Raw genomic sequence first — 14,915 nt, forward strand, 5'->3', positions numbered from 1 at the left:
TTATTTTGGATACATCTTTCTTCCCATCTGTCTCCACGCCGCTTGATACATCGACACCATCCGTCTCATACTCGCTCAGAAGCTCCCCGACATTGTCCGCATGCAGTCCCCCGGCAACAAGGAGCGGAATATGGTGCGCTCTGGCCCAAGCCAGGTAAGCGGGAATCCGGTCCCAGGCGAACGTCTGTCCCGAACCGCCGCCAACGAGTGGCTCGAATGTATCCAGCAGCAGCATATCAATGCTGCCTGCATAGAGCCCAAGCGATTCCTCTAGCGTAACCTCGGTGGACGGATTGCCAATGGAAACGACTTTGATGACTTGTACGCCGAACGTGGACTTTACCCAACGACATAGCTCCGCTGACTCGTGTCCATGCAGCTGCACCACATCGAGCGGGGCTTCACGCAACACATCAGCCAACTCTTCTGGAGTTGGATTGACGAAGACGCCTACGGTCTGTGGTTGTCGTCCACCTTGTGGACCCTTCTCGTGTATGACTCGTATCAACTCGCCTGCCTGCGGCCCGGTAACTTGTCGACGGCTCTTGGCGAATAAGAAGCCGATATAATCGATCGGCAAATGCAGGATCGACTGTAATCGTTCAACGTCCTGAAGTCCACAGATTTTCACAACCGCTTTATTACCTGCCGCGCCCATTTCAGTGCGCTCCTTGCCGAGCTTGTGGATTAGTTGTAGGGCCGAGCAGTCCAGTCACCGCTAGTCCAATGTCAGGTTTGCGCATGAAATGCTCACCGACCAATACGGCATGGGCACCGATATTACGCAAATATTCAATTTCATCTGCCGCTGATATTCCACTCTCACTTACAATCGTACGGTCAGCCGGAATGCGTGTAATCAGATGCTCCGTCGTACCCAGATCCGTGACGAATGTTTTGAGGTTGCGGTTATTAATCCCGATCAATGTTGCCTTTTGCTCCAAATCGAGCACGCGCTCCAGTTCTTCCAGATCATGAACCTCGACCAGAACGTCCAGCCCGATATCCTTAGCTGTCCGGAGATATTCATTCATCTCAGCTGAAGTAAGAATTGCTGCTATTAGTAGGATCGCATCCGCTCCAATCAAGCGAGCTTCATAAATTTGTGTAGCATCAATGGTAAAGTCCTTGCGCAGAATCGGCACCCGAACAGCTTCCCGAACCGCGCTCAAATAGGCGTTCGATCCTTGGAAATAATCCGTATCGGTCAGCACCGAGATGCAATCCGTCCCGGCAGCTTCATAGGCCTTGGCAATCTGCACCGGATCGAAGTCTGCCCGGATCAATCCCTTGGACGGCGAAGCTTTCTTCACCTCGGCGATTAGACCCATCGTCCTATTGCGGTTCTCTGCGAGCGCTCGTTCGAACCCGACACAAGTCGGTAGCGCAGCAATGCGCTTCTCTACATCCGACAAGGAGAAGGTCTTCTTTAATTGCTCGACCTCTTGTTTTTTGGTTGCGACAATTTTATTAAGAAACATGGCTTAGTTCTCCTGTATATTGGACAAGTTGCTCCAGCTTGGCAAGCGCTTGACCGGAATCGATTGTTGCTGCTGCTAATTGTACACCCTCCTGCAGGGATGGGCAATGACCGCTCACATAGAAACAAGCACCAGCATTAGCTAATACAATATCCCGACAAGCCCCAACCGCTCCCCGGAATACGGCGTGAATCATCTCGGCATTACGCTTTGCATCCCCACCTACTACTTCATGAACCGAATATGTGCGGAGCCCAAGTTGCTCAGGGGTAATATCATAAGTAGTAATGGCCCCATCCTTCAGCTCAGTTACTTTGGAAGGTGCGGAAATGCTGATCTCGTCCAACCCATCGTAGCTCGCCACGACAAGTCCGCGCTTCAGCCCAAGGGATTGCAGAACGCTCGCAATCAATTCTGTCTTGCTGCGGTCGAACAATCCGAGCAGTTGTCGATCCGCTCCTGCCGGATTCGTAAGCGGGCCGAGCAAATTGAAGATTGTCCGTACGCCGATCTCACGGCGTGGGCCGGCAGCATGCTTCATCGACTGATGATACGTTTGCGCGAACATGAAGCAGATTCCCACCTGGTCGAGGCATTTCGCCGCCTGCTCGCTATTCAGCCCGATGGAGACGCCAAGCGCTTCCAGAACGTCTGCGCTGCCGCTCTTGCTGGACATGGCCCGATTGCCATGCTTCGCTACACGAATGCCACCTGCTGCGGCTACTAGAGCCGATGTAGTAGAGATGTTGAACGTATCCGCACCATCGCCCCCCGTGCCGCACGTATCCAACAGGTTATGACTCTCCGTACGTACCGAACTCGCCATACTGCGCATCATCTCGGCGAAACCTGTGATCTCGTCCGCTGTCTCTCCCTTCATGCGTAGTGCCGTAATCAGGCTGCCGATCTGAGCAGGTGTTGCAGCACCGTTCATAATCTCACCCATCACAGTACGAGCTTCATCGCGTGCTAGATTCCCACCGCTGACAACCCGGCCAATCGCCTGCTGCATCGTCATTGTTTGCTCCATCCCCGTTACCTCCCCCAATTTATTGCACTTAATAATAGTCCTGATTCGTAACCGATGCCGTAACAGGCTTCTTAGTCTCTACTCCGAATATAGCTTCAGCCATACGGATCGAACGCAGCATCCCCATCGCCTTGTTCACAGTCTCCTGGTATTCGGACTCGGGTACGGAATCCCAGACGATCCCTGCGCCTGCTCCGACATAAGCTTTGCCTTCTTTGAAGACGATCGTACGAATCGTAATGCAAGTATTCAAGTTTCCGGAGAAGCCCAAGTAGCCGATCGCACCTGCATACGTTCCACGAGCCTCTTCCTCCAGCTCCGCGATGATTTCCATGGCTCTTAGCTTGGGCGCACCAGAAACAGTTCCAGCAGGCAGGCAAGAGATGAAGGCATCGAAGAAGTCTTTGTCCGGCCGTAGTTGCCCCGATACATTGGAGACGATATGCATGACGTGTGAATACCGCTCGATCTGCATATAGGAATCACATTTGACCGTTCCGAACTCCGCTACGCGCCCGATGTCATTGCGTCCAAGGTCGACGAGCATCAAGTGCTCCGCGCGTTCTTTCTCGTCAGCCAGAAGCTCCTTCTCCAGAGCAGCATCCTGTTCCGGTGTTTTGCCACGCGGGCGAGTACCGGCTATCGGACGGGTCTCTACCCGACCATTGTCTACTTTCACAAGTGCTTCAGGCGACGTGCCGACGATAACTTCATCGTCCATCTTCAGATAATACATGTAAGGGGACGGGTTCATCGTGCGCAGCACCCGGTAGACGTGAAGCGGCGAAATCTCGGTCTCGATATGGAAGCGTTGGGACAACACGACTTGGAATATATCCCCTGCCCGAATGTACGTCTTAGCTTTGTTCACATTGTCGATGTACTGTTGCTTGGTCATATTAGAATGAATGCGACCCATGTCCACATCCGTCGGGATTGCATTTTGCTGGGACCCGAGCTGTGGAGTCGGCTGCTTCAAGCGCTCAATCGTGGCATCAATCTTGCTGCAGGTCAAGGCGTAAGCTTCGCGAATGTCAGCATCTGTCGCATGTTGGCTGATATGCACATTGGCAATAACTTGGATGCGCTGCTTGAAATGGTCGAACACGATAACCTGATCACAGAACATGAACTGCATATCGTCCATCTGTAGATCGTCCGTACGGTGTGGAGGCACGTTCTCGTAGTACTGCAGCAGGTCATATCCGAAAAATCCGATCGCCCCCCCGGTGAACGGAGGCAGATCTTCGATCGAAGGACTGGAATACGAACGCAGCAGCCCTTTGAGCATTTCAAGCGGTTTGTCATGAACCTTTCTTCGTTCACCGGCATGTTCGATCTCAAAATGACCGCTTTTACCTTGGACGATGAGAAAAGGGTCGGTTCCGATGAAGGAATATCGCGCCCACTTGGCCCCGCCCTCCACGCTCTCTAGCAAAAATGCCCGCTTCTCTTGGTGCAAGTGCTGGAATACACGAATCGGCGTTTCGGTGTCAGCCATTAAATTGCGGACGACCGGGATCAAGTTATATTGTCCGGCCAAACGCACGACTTCCTGCTCGCTAGGTGAAAACATAGTAATCGCTCCTTTACACGGTGATGTGAACGGCTGGAGTAAATTAAAAAACCTCTACGCATCGCGTAGAGGTTAGGTTGATTGCAGATAGAAGAAGTTGCTCCAATAGCGGAATGAGAAAATCTCATGAAATTCCGATTGACTCTTACGCAAACAACCCCTATGGGCGCTTCACGACTTTCAATCGTTCATTCCATGTACCCACCTTACGGACGGATACATTCCCGGTTCTAGTCTTGTTTGCCAATAGCAAACAAGGTGCTCACTTGCACGCTCTTCTCGACTCATCTAACTCTGCTCAACTGTACTCTACTCGGCTCTTGCTTGCTCTCTACTATACACTACTTATAAAAATACCGTCAACACCATTTTCACCCGTATGGCCTAAGCCTTGGTCTGTACCAGATCTGGACGGAGCTTCTTCGCTTCGTTCAAATAAATATGTTGAATGTCAGCCTGATCTTTGTTCGTGTTGATCAGAACCATCAATCGAATGCATCTGGGCAGCCCGTTCGGCACGGAAATCTCCAACGAACACATCAGCGGTACCAGCTCCCAGCCTTGCATCTGACGAATGGCCCGCGCCGGAAACGCCGCATCCAAATCTGCTGTTACTGTTACGAATACGCTTGCGATATCCCCAGGAAGAACATCATTATGGAGTACGATTTCATTCAGCAATTGTATAGTCGCATCCAGAATTTCGGTTTCCTCGTTATGTTCAACCGTAATTGCTCCTCTTATTCCCCTTACCACCATTGTCCTACGCCTCTCCCTTCATCGCTTCCAGCACATCCCGAACCGATTGCGACGCAATCTTATCGTTGATTTCTACTTTCCCGATCTCGGTCGGAACGACAAATACCATGCTGCCTTCCCTGAACTTCTTGTCATGCATCATTACGTCCATGATCGCTTCGGTGTCCATATGAGCCGGTATGCGCACAGGGAGGCCGAACTTGCGGAATATGCGCTCTGTATCGGTATAGATATGAGCAGGATTGCCCAGATTAACAGACAATCGAGCTGCACATACCATGCCGATCGCAATAGCTTCCCCGTGCAGTAGCTCGCCATAACCAGCAACGGCTTCGAACGCATGGCCAAACGTATGCCCAAGGTTCAAGATAGCTCGTAGACCACCTTCACGTTCATCTTGCGAGACGACAATCGCCTTGACCTTGCAGCCTTCATAAAGCCCGTATTCCAGCGCTTCAGCACGAAGCTGCAGCAGAGCCTCGGCATTCTCTTCGCACCATGTTACGAAGGAACGCTCCCAGATCAAGCCATGCTTGATCATTTCCGACAGCCCTGCGCGCACTTCGCGATCCGGCAAACTGCTAAGTGTTGATATATCATATAGTACGAATTCCGGTTGATGGAACGCACCGATTATGTTTTTGGCTTGCGGATGGTTAACTGCTACCTTGCCGCCGACGCTGCTGTCGTGCGCCAAAATCGTAGTCGGCATCTGGACGAAGCGGATGCCGCGCATGTAGCTGGCCGCTGCATAACCGGCCAAGTCGCCAACGACGCCGCCGCCCAAGGCGACGATCGTCGAGCTGCGGTCGAGCCCGGTCTCCAAGGCGTCTGTCACCAGCTGCTCCAGCATCGCCAGCGATTTCGATTTCTCACCTGCTTCTACAACAGAGGAAGTGACCTTGTACCCGCCTTCACGCAATACGCCAAGGAGCTTCTCCAGATAATGAGGAGCAACTTGACTGTCCGTCACTACTAGAATCGGCGATTTCACACCAATGCCATGCTGCTTGAATAAGTCCGCAGCCTGATTCAACAAGCCAGGTCCGATATAAATCGGGTATGACCGATCTCCCAAATCGACCGTAAGCTGTTTCATCTTAGTACCGTCCCACTTGTGCTAGGTAGTTCTCGTAGTTGGCGCGGATTTCCTCGATCGAATCGCCGCCGAATTTCTCCATGAAGGCGCGTGCTACTTCCCATGCGACTACACTTTCCATAATAACGCCTGCAGCCGGAACCGCACACGTATCGGAACGTTCCACCTGCGCGGTGAACACTTCCTTCGTGTCGATATCGACGCTCTGCAATGGCTTATACAGGGTAGAGATCGGTTTCATTACAGCGCGAACGACAATCGGTTCACCTGTAGTCATGCCGCCTTCCAAGCCGCCAGCACGATTGGATGCACGGTGGAAACCGCCATCTTCGGTATACCGAATCTCATCGTGCACTTTGGATCCCCGGCGGTTGGCTGCTTCGAAGCCGATCCCGAATTCTACACCCTTGAATGCTTGAATCGAGACGACCGCCTGTGCGATACGTCCATCAAGCTTGCGATCCCATTGCACGTGGCTGCCCAGTCCAACCGGACATCCTTCTACTATGACTTCAACGACGCCGCCTAGCGTATCGCCGTCCTTCTTCGCTTGATCGATCGCAGCGATCATCTTCTCCTCCGCTGCCTTGTCAACTACGCGAACCGGAGACTCTTCCGTCACGCGACGCAGTTCATCAATCGACAACTCCTGGCGCTCCACGGCGATTTCACCGATCGAGATCACTTGTCCAGCCACCTTAATGCCGAATTGTTCAAGCAATTGGCGAGCGATCGCTCCACAAGCTACACGAACCGTCGTTTCACGTGCACTTGAGCGCTCCAGAATGTTGCGCAAATCCCGTTGATTGTATTTCAACCCGCCGTTCAAGTCGGCATGCCCCGGGCGCGGTCGGTTGATCCGGCGTTTCCCTTCGCTGCCTTCCTCAACATCTTCAATGCTCATCACAGTCGTCCAGGCTTTCCAGTCCTTGTTCTCTACAACAAGTGCAATCGGCGCCCCGGTCGTCTTCCCATGGCGTACTCCGGCGACTAATTGGGCAGCGTCCTTCTCAATCTGCATCCGTTTGCCGCGTCCATAGCCTTTCTGCCGACGTTCCAGCTGTTCATTTATCGGTTCCGCCGTAAGCGGCAAATTACTCGGAATCCCTTCAACAATCGCAGTTAGTTGCGGACCATGTGTTTCTCCCGCTGTTAAGTATCTCATTCGTGCGTTCTCCCTTCGTTCTACCCTTGTTCACGGTACACTTTAGCGCTTTGCTGTACAAGTCTTCTGTAATTATAGTACAGCCTCCACGGTTTGACAATAAAAGACCCAAATCGTCCTCCCCACAAAGTGAAGATGGCCTTCGATGCTTAATCCATGGCGAAGCCCCTTTGCGGGGACCCCGGATACAAAAAAAGCATGTCTCCTGCATGCCCACTAAGCGAGCATACCCGAAACATGCCGACCCTACTGCTCTTTCAAACTTTTATCCGTTAATTGGCTGTGTCATGATCCGGTGAGGCTCTGCCCACTTCGGATCGTTCACCATACCAGTCACTTGGTGTACCGAATCAATACCCAATATTTGCGCGCACTCTTGAATCGTGATGAAGCCTCTACGATATGCCGTAATAACTTTCCGCTTATCCATGCTACGAAACCTCCAACGGACTTGTCTCGATTGCGACTCCAACCTAATAACTTTTAGTATGTATATAATTGGAATGATTTAAACGTAGCACAGCTTCACGTTACTATTTGCGGCGGTAGAAGAACGTGTCCACAGGTTCAAGATCGTATTGCCCCGGAGTGAATATTTGCTCTGTACTGCCTACGAACAACAGTCCTCCCGGCTTAAGCGCCCGGCTGAATTTGTTGTATAGCAGATGCTTGGCGTCTTCCGTGAAATAGATCATCACGTTCCGGCATACAATCAGGTCGAATGAAGTGTCGAATGTGTCATGGAGCAGATTCTGCTTGCGGAACACAACCTGCTTCTTCAGCGTATCCGTCACCTTATACAGGAGATTCTGCTGGGTAAAATATTTCTTCACATACTTCTCCGGGACATCTCGTATAGAACGATCCATGTAAATGCCCTGCTTAGCCTTCTCCATCGCACCGTCGTCGATGTCTGTAGCCACGATCTGTGCGTGGTTGAGCAGACCGTTCTCCGCCAATATCATAGCGAGTGTGTATGGCTCTTCACCTGTACTGCAGGCAGCACTCCAGCACTTGATACGTCCCGCTTCCCTGGACAGTTCGCTAATAAACTTCTTCTCCAGCACTTCCCAACGATTCGGATTACGCCAAAACTCAGAGACGTTAATTGTCATCCGATCGAGAAATTCGTAGTACAGCTCCTTGTCCTTCATCATGCCATCGAAGAAAGCAGTGAAGGAAGCGAATCCTCGCTTCGTATACAAGGTTGTCAGGCGGCGCTTCATCTGCGCTTCTTTGTATTGAGCCAAATCAATGGCCGAATATTGCTTCACTTTCTTAATAAACAAGTTAAAATCGTGGTCTTCCAGCTCCAAAAAGAATCACACTCCTGCTGCAGGTTTTCTACCCTATTCCATGCAGCCGAAGCATATTCCTTCTTGCGCCAAGCTTAAATCCACTTTTGGACCGCTTTTTTGTAAGACAGCAATTCATTGTCCTGAAAAAATATAGCAATTTCGCGTTCTGCATTCTCCAAAGAATCGGAGCCATGTATAATATTCCGGTTCGTATGGATTGCGAAATCACCGCGAATCGTTCCAGGCAACGCTTCAAGTGTGTTCGTCTTCCCCATCATAATCCGGGACAATGCAATGACTTGATCACCTTCCCATACCATCGCGAATACAGGTCCTGAAGTAATAAACTGCATCAAATCATCGTAATAAGGGCGGCCTACATGCTCCTCGTAATGTTTCTCGGCTTGTTCCTTCGGAATCTGCATCAGTTTGCTGCCGACAAGTTGGAATCCTCTGCGTTCGAAACGGTTCACGATTTCCCCGATCAGTCCCCGTTCTACTCCATCCGGTTTAATCATCATAAACGTTCTTTCCATTTGCGCATTCCTCCCTGATCTTATATACATCTACCATTCATTGTAGTCGGATTCCCAGATTGGCATACGTTCACACCACACGTTACGATTCGGCTCAATAAGAACGGTTTCCGATGAAATGGGCGATCTCTATCAAGTCGCGCTTCGCCCTAATATTCGCCAATCCATCCAAGGCAGCAATCGCTTTATCAATATAACGAGCTGACAGTGCATCAGCTTCATCGATATATCGGGAGCCTCGGATCATAGTCAGGAACGGTTCGACATCAGTCTGACCGTCTGCCTCCTGAATCCTCTCAATCTCGGCCATTAACTTCGGATGCAGATAAGGATCCTGCAGAGCCAGAAGCACAGGAAGCGTAATATTGCCTTGTTTGATGTCGCTTCCCGGCGGTTTCCCCAGTTGCTTCTCTGTTCCTGTCAAATCCAGAATATCGTCACGGATCTGGAACGTCATGCCAACATTGTAACCGAACTTGTACAGCATGCGGCTTGCTTCAGCTGGCGCCTCGGCGGCCACAGCACCCAATTGGCAGCTAATCGCAATCAAGAGGGCAGTCTTCCGTCTTATACGTAGCAAGTAAGTACGTATGGATTGTTCCGGGCGGAAAAAATAGCGAATCTGTTCCATCTCACCAATGGACATCTCCACGATCGCCTTGGACAAAATTTGATGAATGCGCGGATTCGGCAGTTGGGTTACGACTGTTAGCGCCTTCGCGAATATGTAATCCCCGGTATACATCGCGATCCGGTTGTCCCACTTGGAACGTACCGTCAATTGACCACGCCGGGTATTGGCATCGTCGATCACGTCATCATGAACGAGCGATGCCATATGAATTAGTTCCAGCGGAACAGCGATCTTCTTCACCCGCTCCAGGTCGTATTGACCGAATTGGCTGGCCAAGAGCACGAACACCGGACGAATGCGCTTCCCACCAGCTTTTAACAAATGAAGTGAAGTTTCCCTTAGCAAGGGTTGGTCCGAGTATATGCTGTCTTCCAGTTCCCGTTCGATCTGGGCTATCTCTCGTTTCATGCGGGCGTAAATATCCAATAGTTTCATTCGTTCACCTGACTCTGGTTTTATCGGTCCAAAATTGCAATGGAACATCTTGCGCTAGTAAGCCAAGCTCCTTCGCATAACGGAAATATAGCCGCAGTCCTTGCTGCTCGGCCTCTCCGAAATCGTGGTTCAAATGGGCAAAATAGTTGCGCCAATAGTCCGGTGTACCGCCAACAGTCTCCGTTGCAAGCGAGATGATAGACGACAAGTCCGTAGTACCCTTGCTCTTGCTTTCCATTAAAGCACTATGGATCGCGGCTATAGTCTCTGGATACCGATCAACGGTATCTTTTCGTACGGCCCATACTGCGAACGTCATGCCATAGCCAGTCCACTGCCTCCAGAGCTCGCCAAGATCTGTCACCTGGTAGGGGTGATCGGACCAGCTGGCCCGAATCGCGTCGTCGCCAATTAGTAATGCGGCGTCCTTATGTTCCATCATATCCTTTAAGGATGGCGTTGCATACTCGTAATCCGGCGATCCTCCGTAAAACTTCGTCATGATGATCTTCAACAGATTGATCGACGTAGCAGATGTCGTAGGCAGAGCAATCTTCGCGTTCCCCAGTTCCTCCAACGGTTGGCGGTGGAATAACAGAATGGAGTTCACCTTCTCTTTCGCGCTGACGGACAAGTCTGGGAACAGCTCGTACTCCGAGAACGATTCCCCATAGGCGAATGACGAGATCGCACCCATATCGATTTCCCCCAACCTCATGGCTCGGTTCAACGCTGATGGTACAGTCTCTATCATTTCAATCTGGCCTGTGAACCGCTCGTGCGGGAATTCGTGAAAGATCGGCCACACGTTCGTATAATTGATTCTTCCGATGCGGATTAGTTTGTTTGCTTCTGTCATCCATCATTCCCCCCATCGCCGGTACAAATTGTGCTCAATCTCCATGTTGTCCAATATTTTGCCGACCATAAAGTCAATTAACTCATCCATAGACTGCGGCTTGTGATAAAAAGCCGGCATAGCCGGAATCACACGAGCTCCCATACGGGATAGCTTCAACATGTTCTCTAGGTGTATAGCATGCAGAGGCGTCTCGCGCGGGACGAGATAAAGCCGTCGTCCTTCCTTCAGAATCACGTCGGCTGCTCGTTCCAGTAAATTATCTGAGGCGCCTTGGGCTATGCCAGACAATGTCCCCATACTGCAAGGGACGATCACCATCCCAGCCGTCAGGAAGGAGCCGCTCGCGACACTCGCGCCAATGTCCTGATTGGGGTAATATCGCAGTTTGCCGCCGAACTTCTCCGACAGCGTGTCCTGCCTGCGAGCTGCGTTCCAATCCAATTCCTCGTGAAGCACTCGCCAGCCCGCATCCGTTATGACAGCATGGACAGGAATTTCTTGCGCCAGCAGCTCTTCGATCAGACGAACGCCATATATGGCCCCGCTTGCTCCCGTAATTCCTACAATCCATGGTTTCGTCTTGCCCGCTTGTATCACCATGATGCGAACCGCACCACTAGATCGATGCATGTGAAGCTGAATATTACAATGCTGAGCACGCCATTCATGGTGAAGAAGGCCGTGTTCAACTTAGACAAATTCGTTGGCTTCACGATGGCATGCTCATAGATCAGCAACGCATAGGAGATCATGACACCAGCGAAGTACCACCAGCTCAACTCATCAACAAGAAGGAACATGCATAAGAACCCGATCGCCGTCAGCAAGTGGAATGCCTTCGCCAGCCAAAGTGCCCTTGCGACACCGAACCGTTGCGGGATCGAGTGAAGCCCTTCCTTCCGGTCGTAGTCCGCGTCTTGACAAGCATAGATGACATCGAACCCAGCGGTCCATAGGGCTACACTCACATATAGCAATAAGGCGTATCCATCAATGTGTCCAGTAACGGCTACCCAACCTCCGAGCGGTGCGAGTGCGATTGTCAGCCCTAGAATGAGGTGACATGCCCAAGTAAACCGCTTCGTGTAAGAATAGAAGACGAGCATAAAAACGGCCAATGGGAGCAGCTGCATGGCTAGCGTGCTCAAATTGGCGGTAGCAACGAATAACAAAATAAAAGAAGCCAGAACGAAAATAATAACTTCCTTCGACGACAATAACCCAGCTGGAATTGCTCTGCCTGCTGTCCGTGGATTGCTTTTATCAAACGCCTTGTCAATAATCCGGTTCAAGCCCATTGCCGCACTTCGTGCGCCGATCATAGCCAGAATGATCCAGCCAATCTGTGACCAAGCTGGCAAATGTCCGTGTCCCACAACAGCCCCCAGCATCGCCCCCATGAAGGCGAACGGCAGAGCGAATATGGTATGCTCGAATTTAATCATTTCCAGAAACGTGACTAGCTTATTTCCTTTCATTCCAAGTCTCCCACTTTCTCCTTGATGCCGATATGAAGCGCGGCGACACCACCGAACAGCGGGTACGCCTCTACTTCCTGGAGCCCGATCTCATGAAAAATACCCGCCAGTTGCTTATGGTCGGGGAAATGTATGAGCGATTCCGGAAGCCACTTGTACTGTTCATATCGTTTGGCTACCAGCTTACCTATTAAAGGCAATATATTCTGGAAATAAAAATAATAGATCGACTTGAACGGCTGCCAAGTCGGCTTGGACAGTTCCAGCGATACAACCATCCCGCCCGGCTTCACCACACGCCGCATTTCCTTCAGCACCTGCACGAGATCTGGAACGTTGCGAAGCGCGAACCCGATCGTCGCATAATCGAAACTGTTATCTTCGAACGGCAACGCCATAGCGTTACCATGGAGCAGATGGATCTGTTCCTCCATCCCAAGCTTCTCGATCTTGCGCTGTCCGAAGTCCAGCATATTCCGGCTGAAGTCGAGACCCGTTATCGATCCTGTTCCGCTATGTTCAGCCAGACTAATTGTCCAATCGCAAGTGCCGCAGCACAAGTCGATGGCGGTCGATCCAGGCTTGACATTCATGCGCTTCATCGTGAACTTGCGCCATGCCTTATGTCTTCTGAAGCTTAAGATGTCGTTCATCAAATCGTATTTGTGTGCAATGTTCTCAAATACGGAGTGAACAAACTTCTCCTTGGACGACTTCATCTCCATCCGAGTATTCACTCACCCTTCTTCCAACGCTTTCGGAGCGGTTAAGTAACGTGTGAAAGGCTCTCCGATCCGGTATAAATCTTGCATCAGCTTGTCCGAGTCCAATAGCCGCACTATGTCAGACACTTGCTTGAACTGCGATTCCAGCATCTGGAATAACTGGGCCTTCACGTTATATTTCAAGATTAGTGTACGCAGCTTCAGCTGATCTGGCTCTTCCTGCTGCTGCAACTGACGTCTCTCTTCCTTCGTCCCGGACTGCATAATGTGCCAGAACGCCCAGCTCAAGCGGAAATTCCCGCCAGCATCGAGCTTCTTGATCTCGTCTAGGATAACCTCGCACCTGGTGTAGCCGTTCAGCAGATCTGGCCAATTGAGATTCATACTTCCATCCAACTGCTTCGAGAACGAAGCATACAGCTGGGATCGAATATGTACCGATTGCTGCAAATACTCATCTGCTGTCATTTTCCATTGACGCATCTTCGTATACAGACTCATCTTCAATCGATTGACCTCGCAGATCGCCCCGGACAACTGCCGGATCATATCCACTTGCCCAGCTTGAGCCAACAAGTGATAGAATCGGCTGCTGAAGTAATCACCCGCGAGTACCTTGAACTGTCGGGCTCTCGCTTCTTTCTTCTCCTTCCGATCGTTCGTAGAAGGAATCTGCTCATGTGTATCGAGTCCGAGCTGAGCAAGTGATGTCACTAGCGCATACAATTCGCTCCTATCAATAAAGGAGGAGCACTTCTTAAGCACGGTATACAACAATTCTGTACGCATGTTAGGAAACGCTGGCAGATCCGTATTCGTCTGAATCATATCGTATTGCGTATATTTGTTAGCCGTATCTTCTATTGAGTATTTGTCCATGCAAGCCTCCGTACCGCGACCAAAGTCATTAACGCCATTTCGCTATTATATCACATTCGATTCCTGGACGCACATTCTATTGTACTCCTTCAACGTGATCGTCGGTCAAGCCATTTAGGAGTAAAAGTGAGTCGAAAATGTGAACTGATGTATTGCTCCGCATTTTGAGTACCTGGCGAAGAGGATTGGCCGTCATTCTTCTTCAGATCTTCCCGTCTCGCCTCCATGGCCACAAGCAATTGTGGCGCTCCTGCTAGGCCATTCGGCAGCTCCATGATGCGCACTAGCAACTGCTTCACATTCTTCGTTCCATTCAGCCCGAGCTTGGATAATGTGTATAGATCGCGGTAGATAAAATCCGGGTCCGCCTGACCTTGCTTCGACTTCAAGTCGATGGATAAGATCGAATCACTCCATTCCACATGTCCGATATCCATGAAGAGCGGCTGCTTGACTAGCAGATCGACCAGATTGTGCTCATTCAACGTGCGGGCCGTCTCCGACGAGAACGCCGCAGCGCCTACTGCTTGCTGGTGCGACGCGGAGTCCAACCGTGGAAGCCAGGATAATGCTATGGCAAGCCCAATGGACACAACTGCAACAAGCAGCATTCTGGACAATCCGCTCATATATAAGTCACCTCCGAAGATAGATGTATAACCAACTCCTATATTCATTGTACAAAATAAAAAAGCAGGCTATGCATGCCTGCCCGCTTTTCTCATTAATCTTCTGTATTTACCGTTCCATGACGTGTAATTATAATGGCCTTGCCTCGTACCTTGACGGCTGATGTATGTTCCGTGAACTGGGCGATCATCACTTCACCCTTGTCCAGCTTCTCCGTGTGATGGAACCGGGTATCATGCCCCCTCGTCAATCCGATCACATGCACGCCGTTTTCTCTCGCTTTGATAATAAAATAATCGCCTTGCACTGTATCCATACGATCCACCCC

General features: G+C 50.7%; 18 protein-coding genes. All 18 read right to left on the bottom strand.

Annotation, left to right across the window (positions count from 1 at the left end; genetic code table 11):
* Positions 1-658, bottom strand: a 658-nt coding sequence (locus AC1DWB_RS27410) for a phosphoribosylanthranilate isomerase (protein WP_477544277.1), incomplete at its 3' end; no start/stop codon positions are given.
* Position 659: 1 nt separating this feature from the next.
* Entirely contained in the window at positions 660-1,481 is an 822-nt protein-coding gene (trpC, locus tag AC1DWB_RS27415; RefSeq protein WP_477544278.1) for an indole-3-glycerol phosphate synthase TrpC, read from the bottom strand.
* Positions 1,471-2,511, bottom strand: a complete 1,041-nt coding sequence (gene trpD, locus AC1DWB_RS27420) for an anthranilate phosphoribosyltransferase (protein ID WP_477544279.1) — start codon at positions 2,509-2,511, stop codon at positions 1,471-1,473. Before trpD ends, trpC begins: the two co-directional genes overlap by 11 nt.
* A gap of 28 nt (positions 2,512-2,539) precedes the next feature.
* Positions 2,540-4,087, bottom strand: coding sequence for an anthranilate synthase component I (gene trpE, locus AC1DWB_RS27425; RefSeq protein ID WP_477544280.1), 1,548 nt, complete (start codon positions 4,085-4,087; stop codon positions 2,540-2,542).
* 384 nt (positions 4,088-4,471) lie between these two features.
* Complete coding sequence (gene aroH / locus AC1DWB_RS27430) at positions 4,472-4,846, bottom strand: chorismate mutase (protein ID WP_477544281.1); 375 nt, start codon at positions 4,844-4,846, stop codon at positions 4,472-4,474.
* Between the two features lie 4 nt (positions 4,847-4,850).
* Entirely contained in the window at positions 4,851-5,945 is a 1,095-nt protein-coding gene (gene aroB / locus AC1DWB_RS27435) for a 3-dehydroquinate synthase (RefSeq protein WP_477544282.1), read from the bottom strand.
* Position 5,946: 1 nt separating this feature from the next.
* On the bottom strand, positions 5,947-7,110 hold the full coding sequence (aroC, locus tag AC1DWB_RS27440) for a chorismate synthase (protein WP_477544283.1): 1,164 nt from the start codon (positions 7,108-7,110) through the stop codon (positions 5,947-5,949).
* 265 nt (positions 7,111-7,375) lie between these two features.
* On the bottom strand, positions 7,376-7,540 hold the full coding sequence (locus AC1DWB_RS27445; RefSeq protein ID WP_477544284.1) for a hypothetical protein: 165 nt from the start codon (positions 7,538-7,540) through the stop codon (positions 7,376-7,378).
* 103 nt (positions 7,541-7,643) lie between these two features.
* Positions 7,644-8,420: a CheR family methyltransferase gene (locus AC1DWB_RS27450; protein ID WP_477544292.1), complete on the bottom strand. Its 777-nt coding sequence runs from the start codon at positions 8,418-8,420 to the stop codon at positions 7,644-7,646.
* 80 nt (positions 8,421-8,500) lie between these two features.
* Positions 8,501-8,944 (bottom strand): nucleoside-diphosphate kinase, encoded by a 444-nt coding sequence (gene ndk / locus AC1DWB_RS27455; RefSeq protein WP_477544285.1) that lies wholly within the window; start codon positions 8,942-8,944, stop codon positions 8,501-8,503.
* A gap of 94 nt (positions 8,945-9,038) precedes the next feature.
* A complete protein-coding gene (hepT, locus tag AC1DWB_RS27460; protein ID WP_477544286.1) occupies positions 9,039-10,013 on the bottom strand; it encodes a heptaprenyl diphosphate synthase component II in 975 nt (324 codons plus the stop codon).
* Positions 10,014-10,017: 4 nt separating this feature from the next.
* Positions 10,018-10,872 (bottom strand): menaquinone biosynthetic enzyme MqnA/MqnD family protein, encoded by an 855-nt coding sequence (locus tag AC1DWB_RS27465; protein WP_477544287.1) that lies wholly within the window; start codon positions 10,870-10,872, stop codon positions 10,018-10,020.
* A gap of 3 nt (positions 10,873-10,875) precedes the next feature.
* On the bottom strand, positions 10,876-11,475 hold the full coding sequence (locus AC1DWB_RS27470) for a UbiX family flavin prenyltransferase (protein WP_477544288.1): 600 nt from the start codon (positions 11,473-11,475) through the stop codon (positions 10,876-10,878).
* Positions 11,469-12,353, bottom strand: coding sequence for a UbiA-like polyprenyltransferase (locus AC1DWB_RS27475; protein ID WP_477544289.1), 885 nt, complete (start codon positions 12,351-12,353; stop codon positions 11,469-11,471). Before AC1DWB_RS27475 ends, AC1DWB_RS27470 begins: the two co-directional genes overlap by 7 nt.
* Complete coding sequence (locus tag AC1DWB_RS27480; protein ID WP_477544293.1) at positions 12,350-13,078, bottom strand: demethylmenaquinone methyltransferase; 729 nt, start codon at positions 13,076-13,078, stop codon at positions 12,350-12,352. Before AC1DWB_RS27480 ends, AC1DWB_RS27475 begins: the two co-directional genes overlap by 4 nt.
* Positions 13,079-13,090: 12 nt before the next feature.
* A complete protein-coding gene (locus AC1DWB_RS27485; protein WP_477544290.1) occupies positions 13,091-13,957 on the bottom strand; it encodes a heptaprenyl diphosphate synthase component 1 in 867 nt (288 codons plus the stop codon).
* A gap of 89 nt (positions 13,958-14,046) precedes the next feature.
* The gene (locus AC1DWB_RS27490) at positions 14,047-14,586 is read right to left on the bottom strand and encodes a hypothetical protein (RefSeq protein WP_477544291.1); all 540 of its coding nucleotides are present in this window, start codon (positions 14,584-14,586) and stop codon (positions 14,047-14,049) included.
* A gap of 95 nt (positions 14,587-14,681) precedes the next feature.
* Positions 14,682-14,903, bottom strand: a complete 222-nt coding sequence (mtrB, locus tag AC1DWB_RS27495) for a trp RNA-binding attenuation protein MtrB (protein WP_477544294.1) — start codon at positions 14,901-14,903, stop codon at positions 14,682-14,684.
* Between the last annotated feature and the right edge of the window lie 12 nt (positions 14,904-14,915).

The sequence above is a fragment of the Paenibacillus sp. P4_E11 genome (genome assembly GCF_056401635.1).

What these genes read in the sequence shown, in the direction of transcription:
- trpC (WP_477544278.1), bottom strand. Translation starts at nt 1,481, where the DNA reads ATGTTTCTTAATAAAATTGTCGCAACCAAAAAACAAGAGGTCGAGCAA.
- trpD (WP_477544279.1), bottom strand. Translation starts at nt 2,511, where the DNA reads ATGGAGCAAACAATGACGATGCAGCAGGCGATTGGCCGGGTTGTCAGC.
- trpE (WP_477544280.1), bottom strand. Translation starts at nt 4,087, where the DNA reads ATGTTTTCACCTAGCGAGCAGGAAGTCGTGCGTTTGGCCGGACAATAT.
- aroH (WP_477544281.1), bottom strand. Translation starts at nt 4,846, where the DNA reads ATGGTGGTAAGGGGAATAAGAGGAGCAATTACGGTTGAACATAACGAG.
- aroB (WP_477544282.1), bottom strand. Translation starts at nt 5,945, where the DNA reads ATGAAACAGCTTACGGTCGATTTGGGAGATCGGTCATACCCGATTTAT.
- aroC (WP_477544283.1), bottom strand. Translation starts at nt 7,110, where the DNA reads ATGAGATACTTAACAGCGGGAGAAACACATGGTCCGCAACTAACTGCG.
- AC1DWB_RS27445 (WP_477544284.1), bottom strand. Translation starts at nt 7,540, where the DNA reads ATGGATAAGCGGAAAGTTATTACGGCATATCGTAGAGGCTTCATCACG.
- ndk (WP_477544285.1), bottom strand. Translation starts at nt 8,944, where the DNA reads ATGGAAAGAACGTTTATGATGATTAAACCGGATGGAGTAGAACGGGGA.
- hepT (WP_477544286.1), bottom strand. Translation starts at nt 10,013, where the DNA reads ATGAAACTATTGGATATTTACGCCCGCATGAAACGAGAGATAGCCCAG.
- AC1DWB_RS27465 (WP_477544287.1), bottom strand. Translation starts at nt 10,872, where the DNA reads ATGACAGAAGCAAACAAACTAATCCGCATCGGAAGAATCAATTATACG.
- AC1DWB_RS27470 (WP_477544288.1), bottom strand. Translation starts at nt 11,475, where the DNA reads ATGGTGATACAAGCGGGCAAGACGAAACCATGGATTGTAGGAATTACG.
- AC1DWB_RS27475 (WP_477544289.1), bottom strand. Translation starts at nt 12,353, where the DNA reads ATGAAAGGAAATAAGCTAGTCACGTTTCTGGAAATGATTAAATTCGAG.
- AC1DWB_RS27480 (WP_477544293.1), bottom strand. Translation starts at nt 13,078, where the DNA reads ATGGAGATGAAGTCGTCCAAGGAGAAGTTTGTTCACTCCGTATTTGAG.
- AC1DWB_RS27485 (WP_477544290.1), bottom strand. Translation starts at nt 13,957, where the DNA reads ATGGACAAATACTCAATAGAAGATACGGCTAACAAATATACGCAATAC.
- AC1DWB_RS27490 (WP_477544291.1), bottom strand. Translation starts at nt 14,586, where the DNA reads ATGAGCGGATTGTCCAGAATGCTGCTTGTTGCAGTTGTGTCCATTGGG.
- mtrB (WP_477544294.1), bottom strand. Translation starts at nt 14,903, where the DNA reads ATGGATACAGTGCAAGGCGATTATTTTATTATCAAAGCGAGAGAAAAC.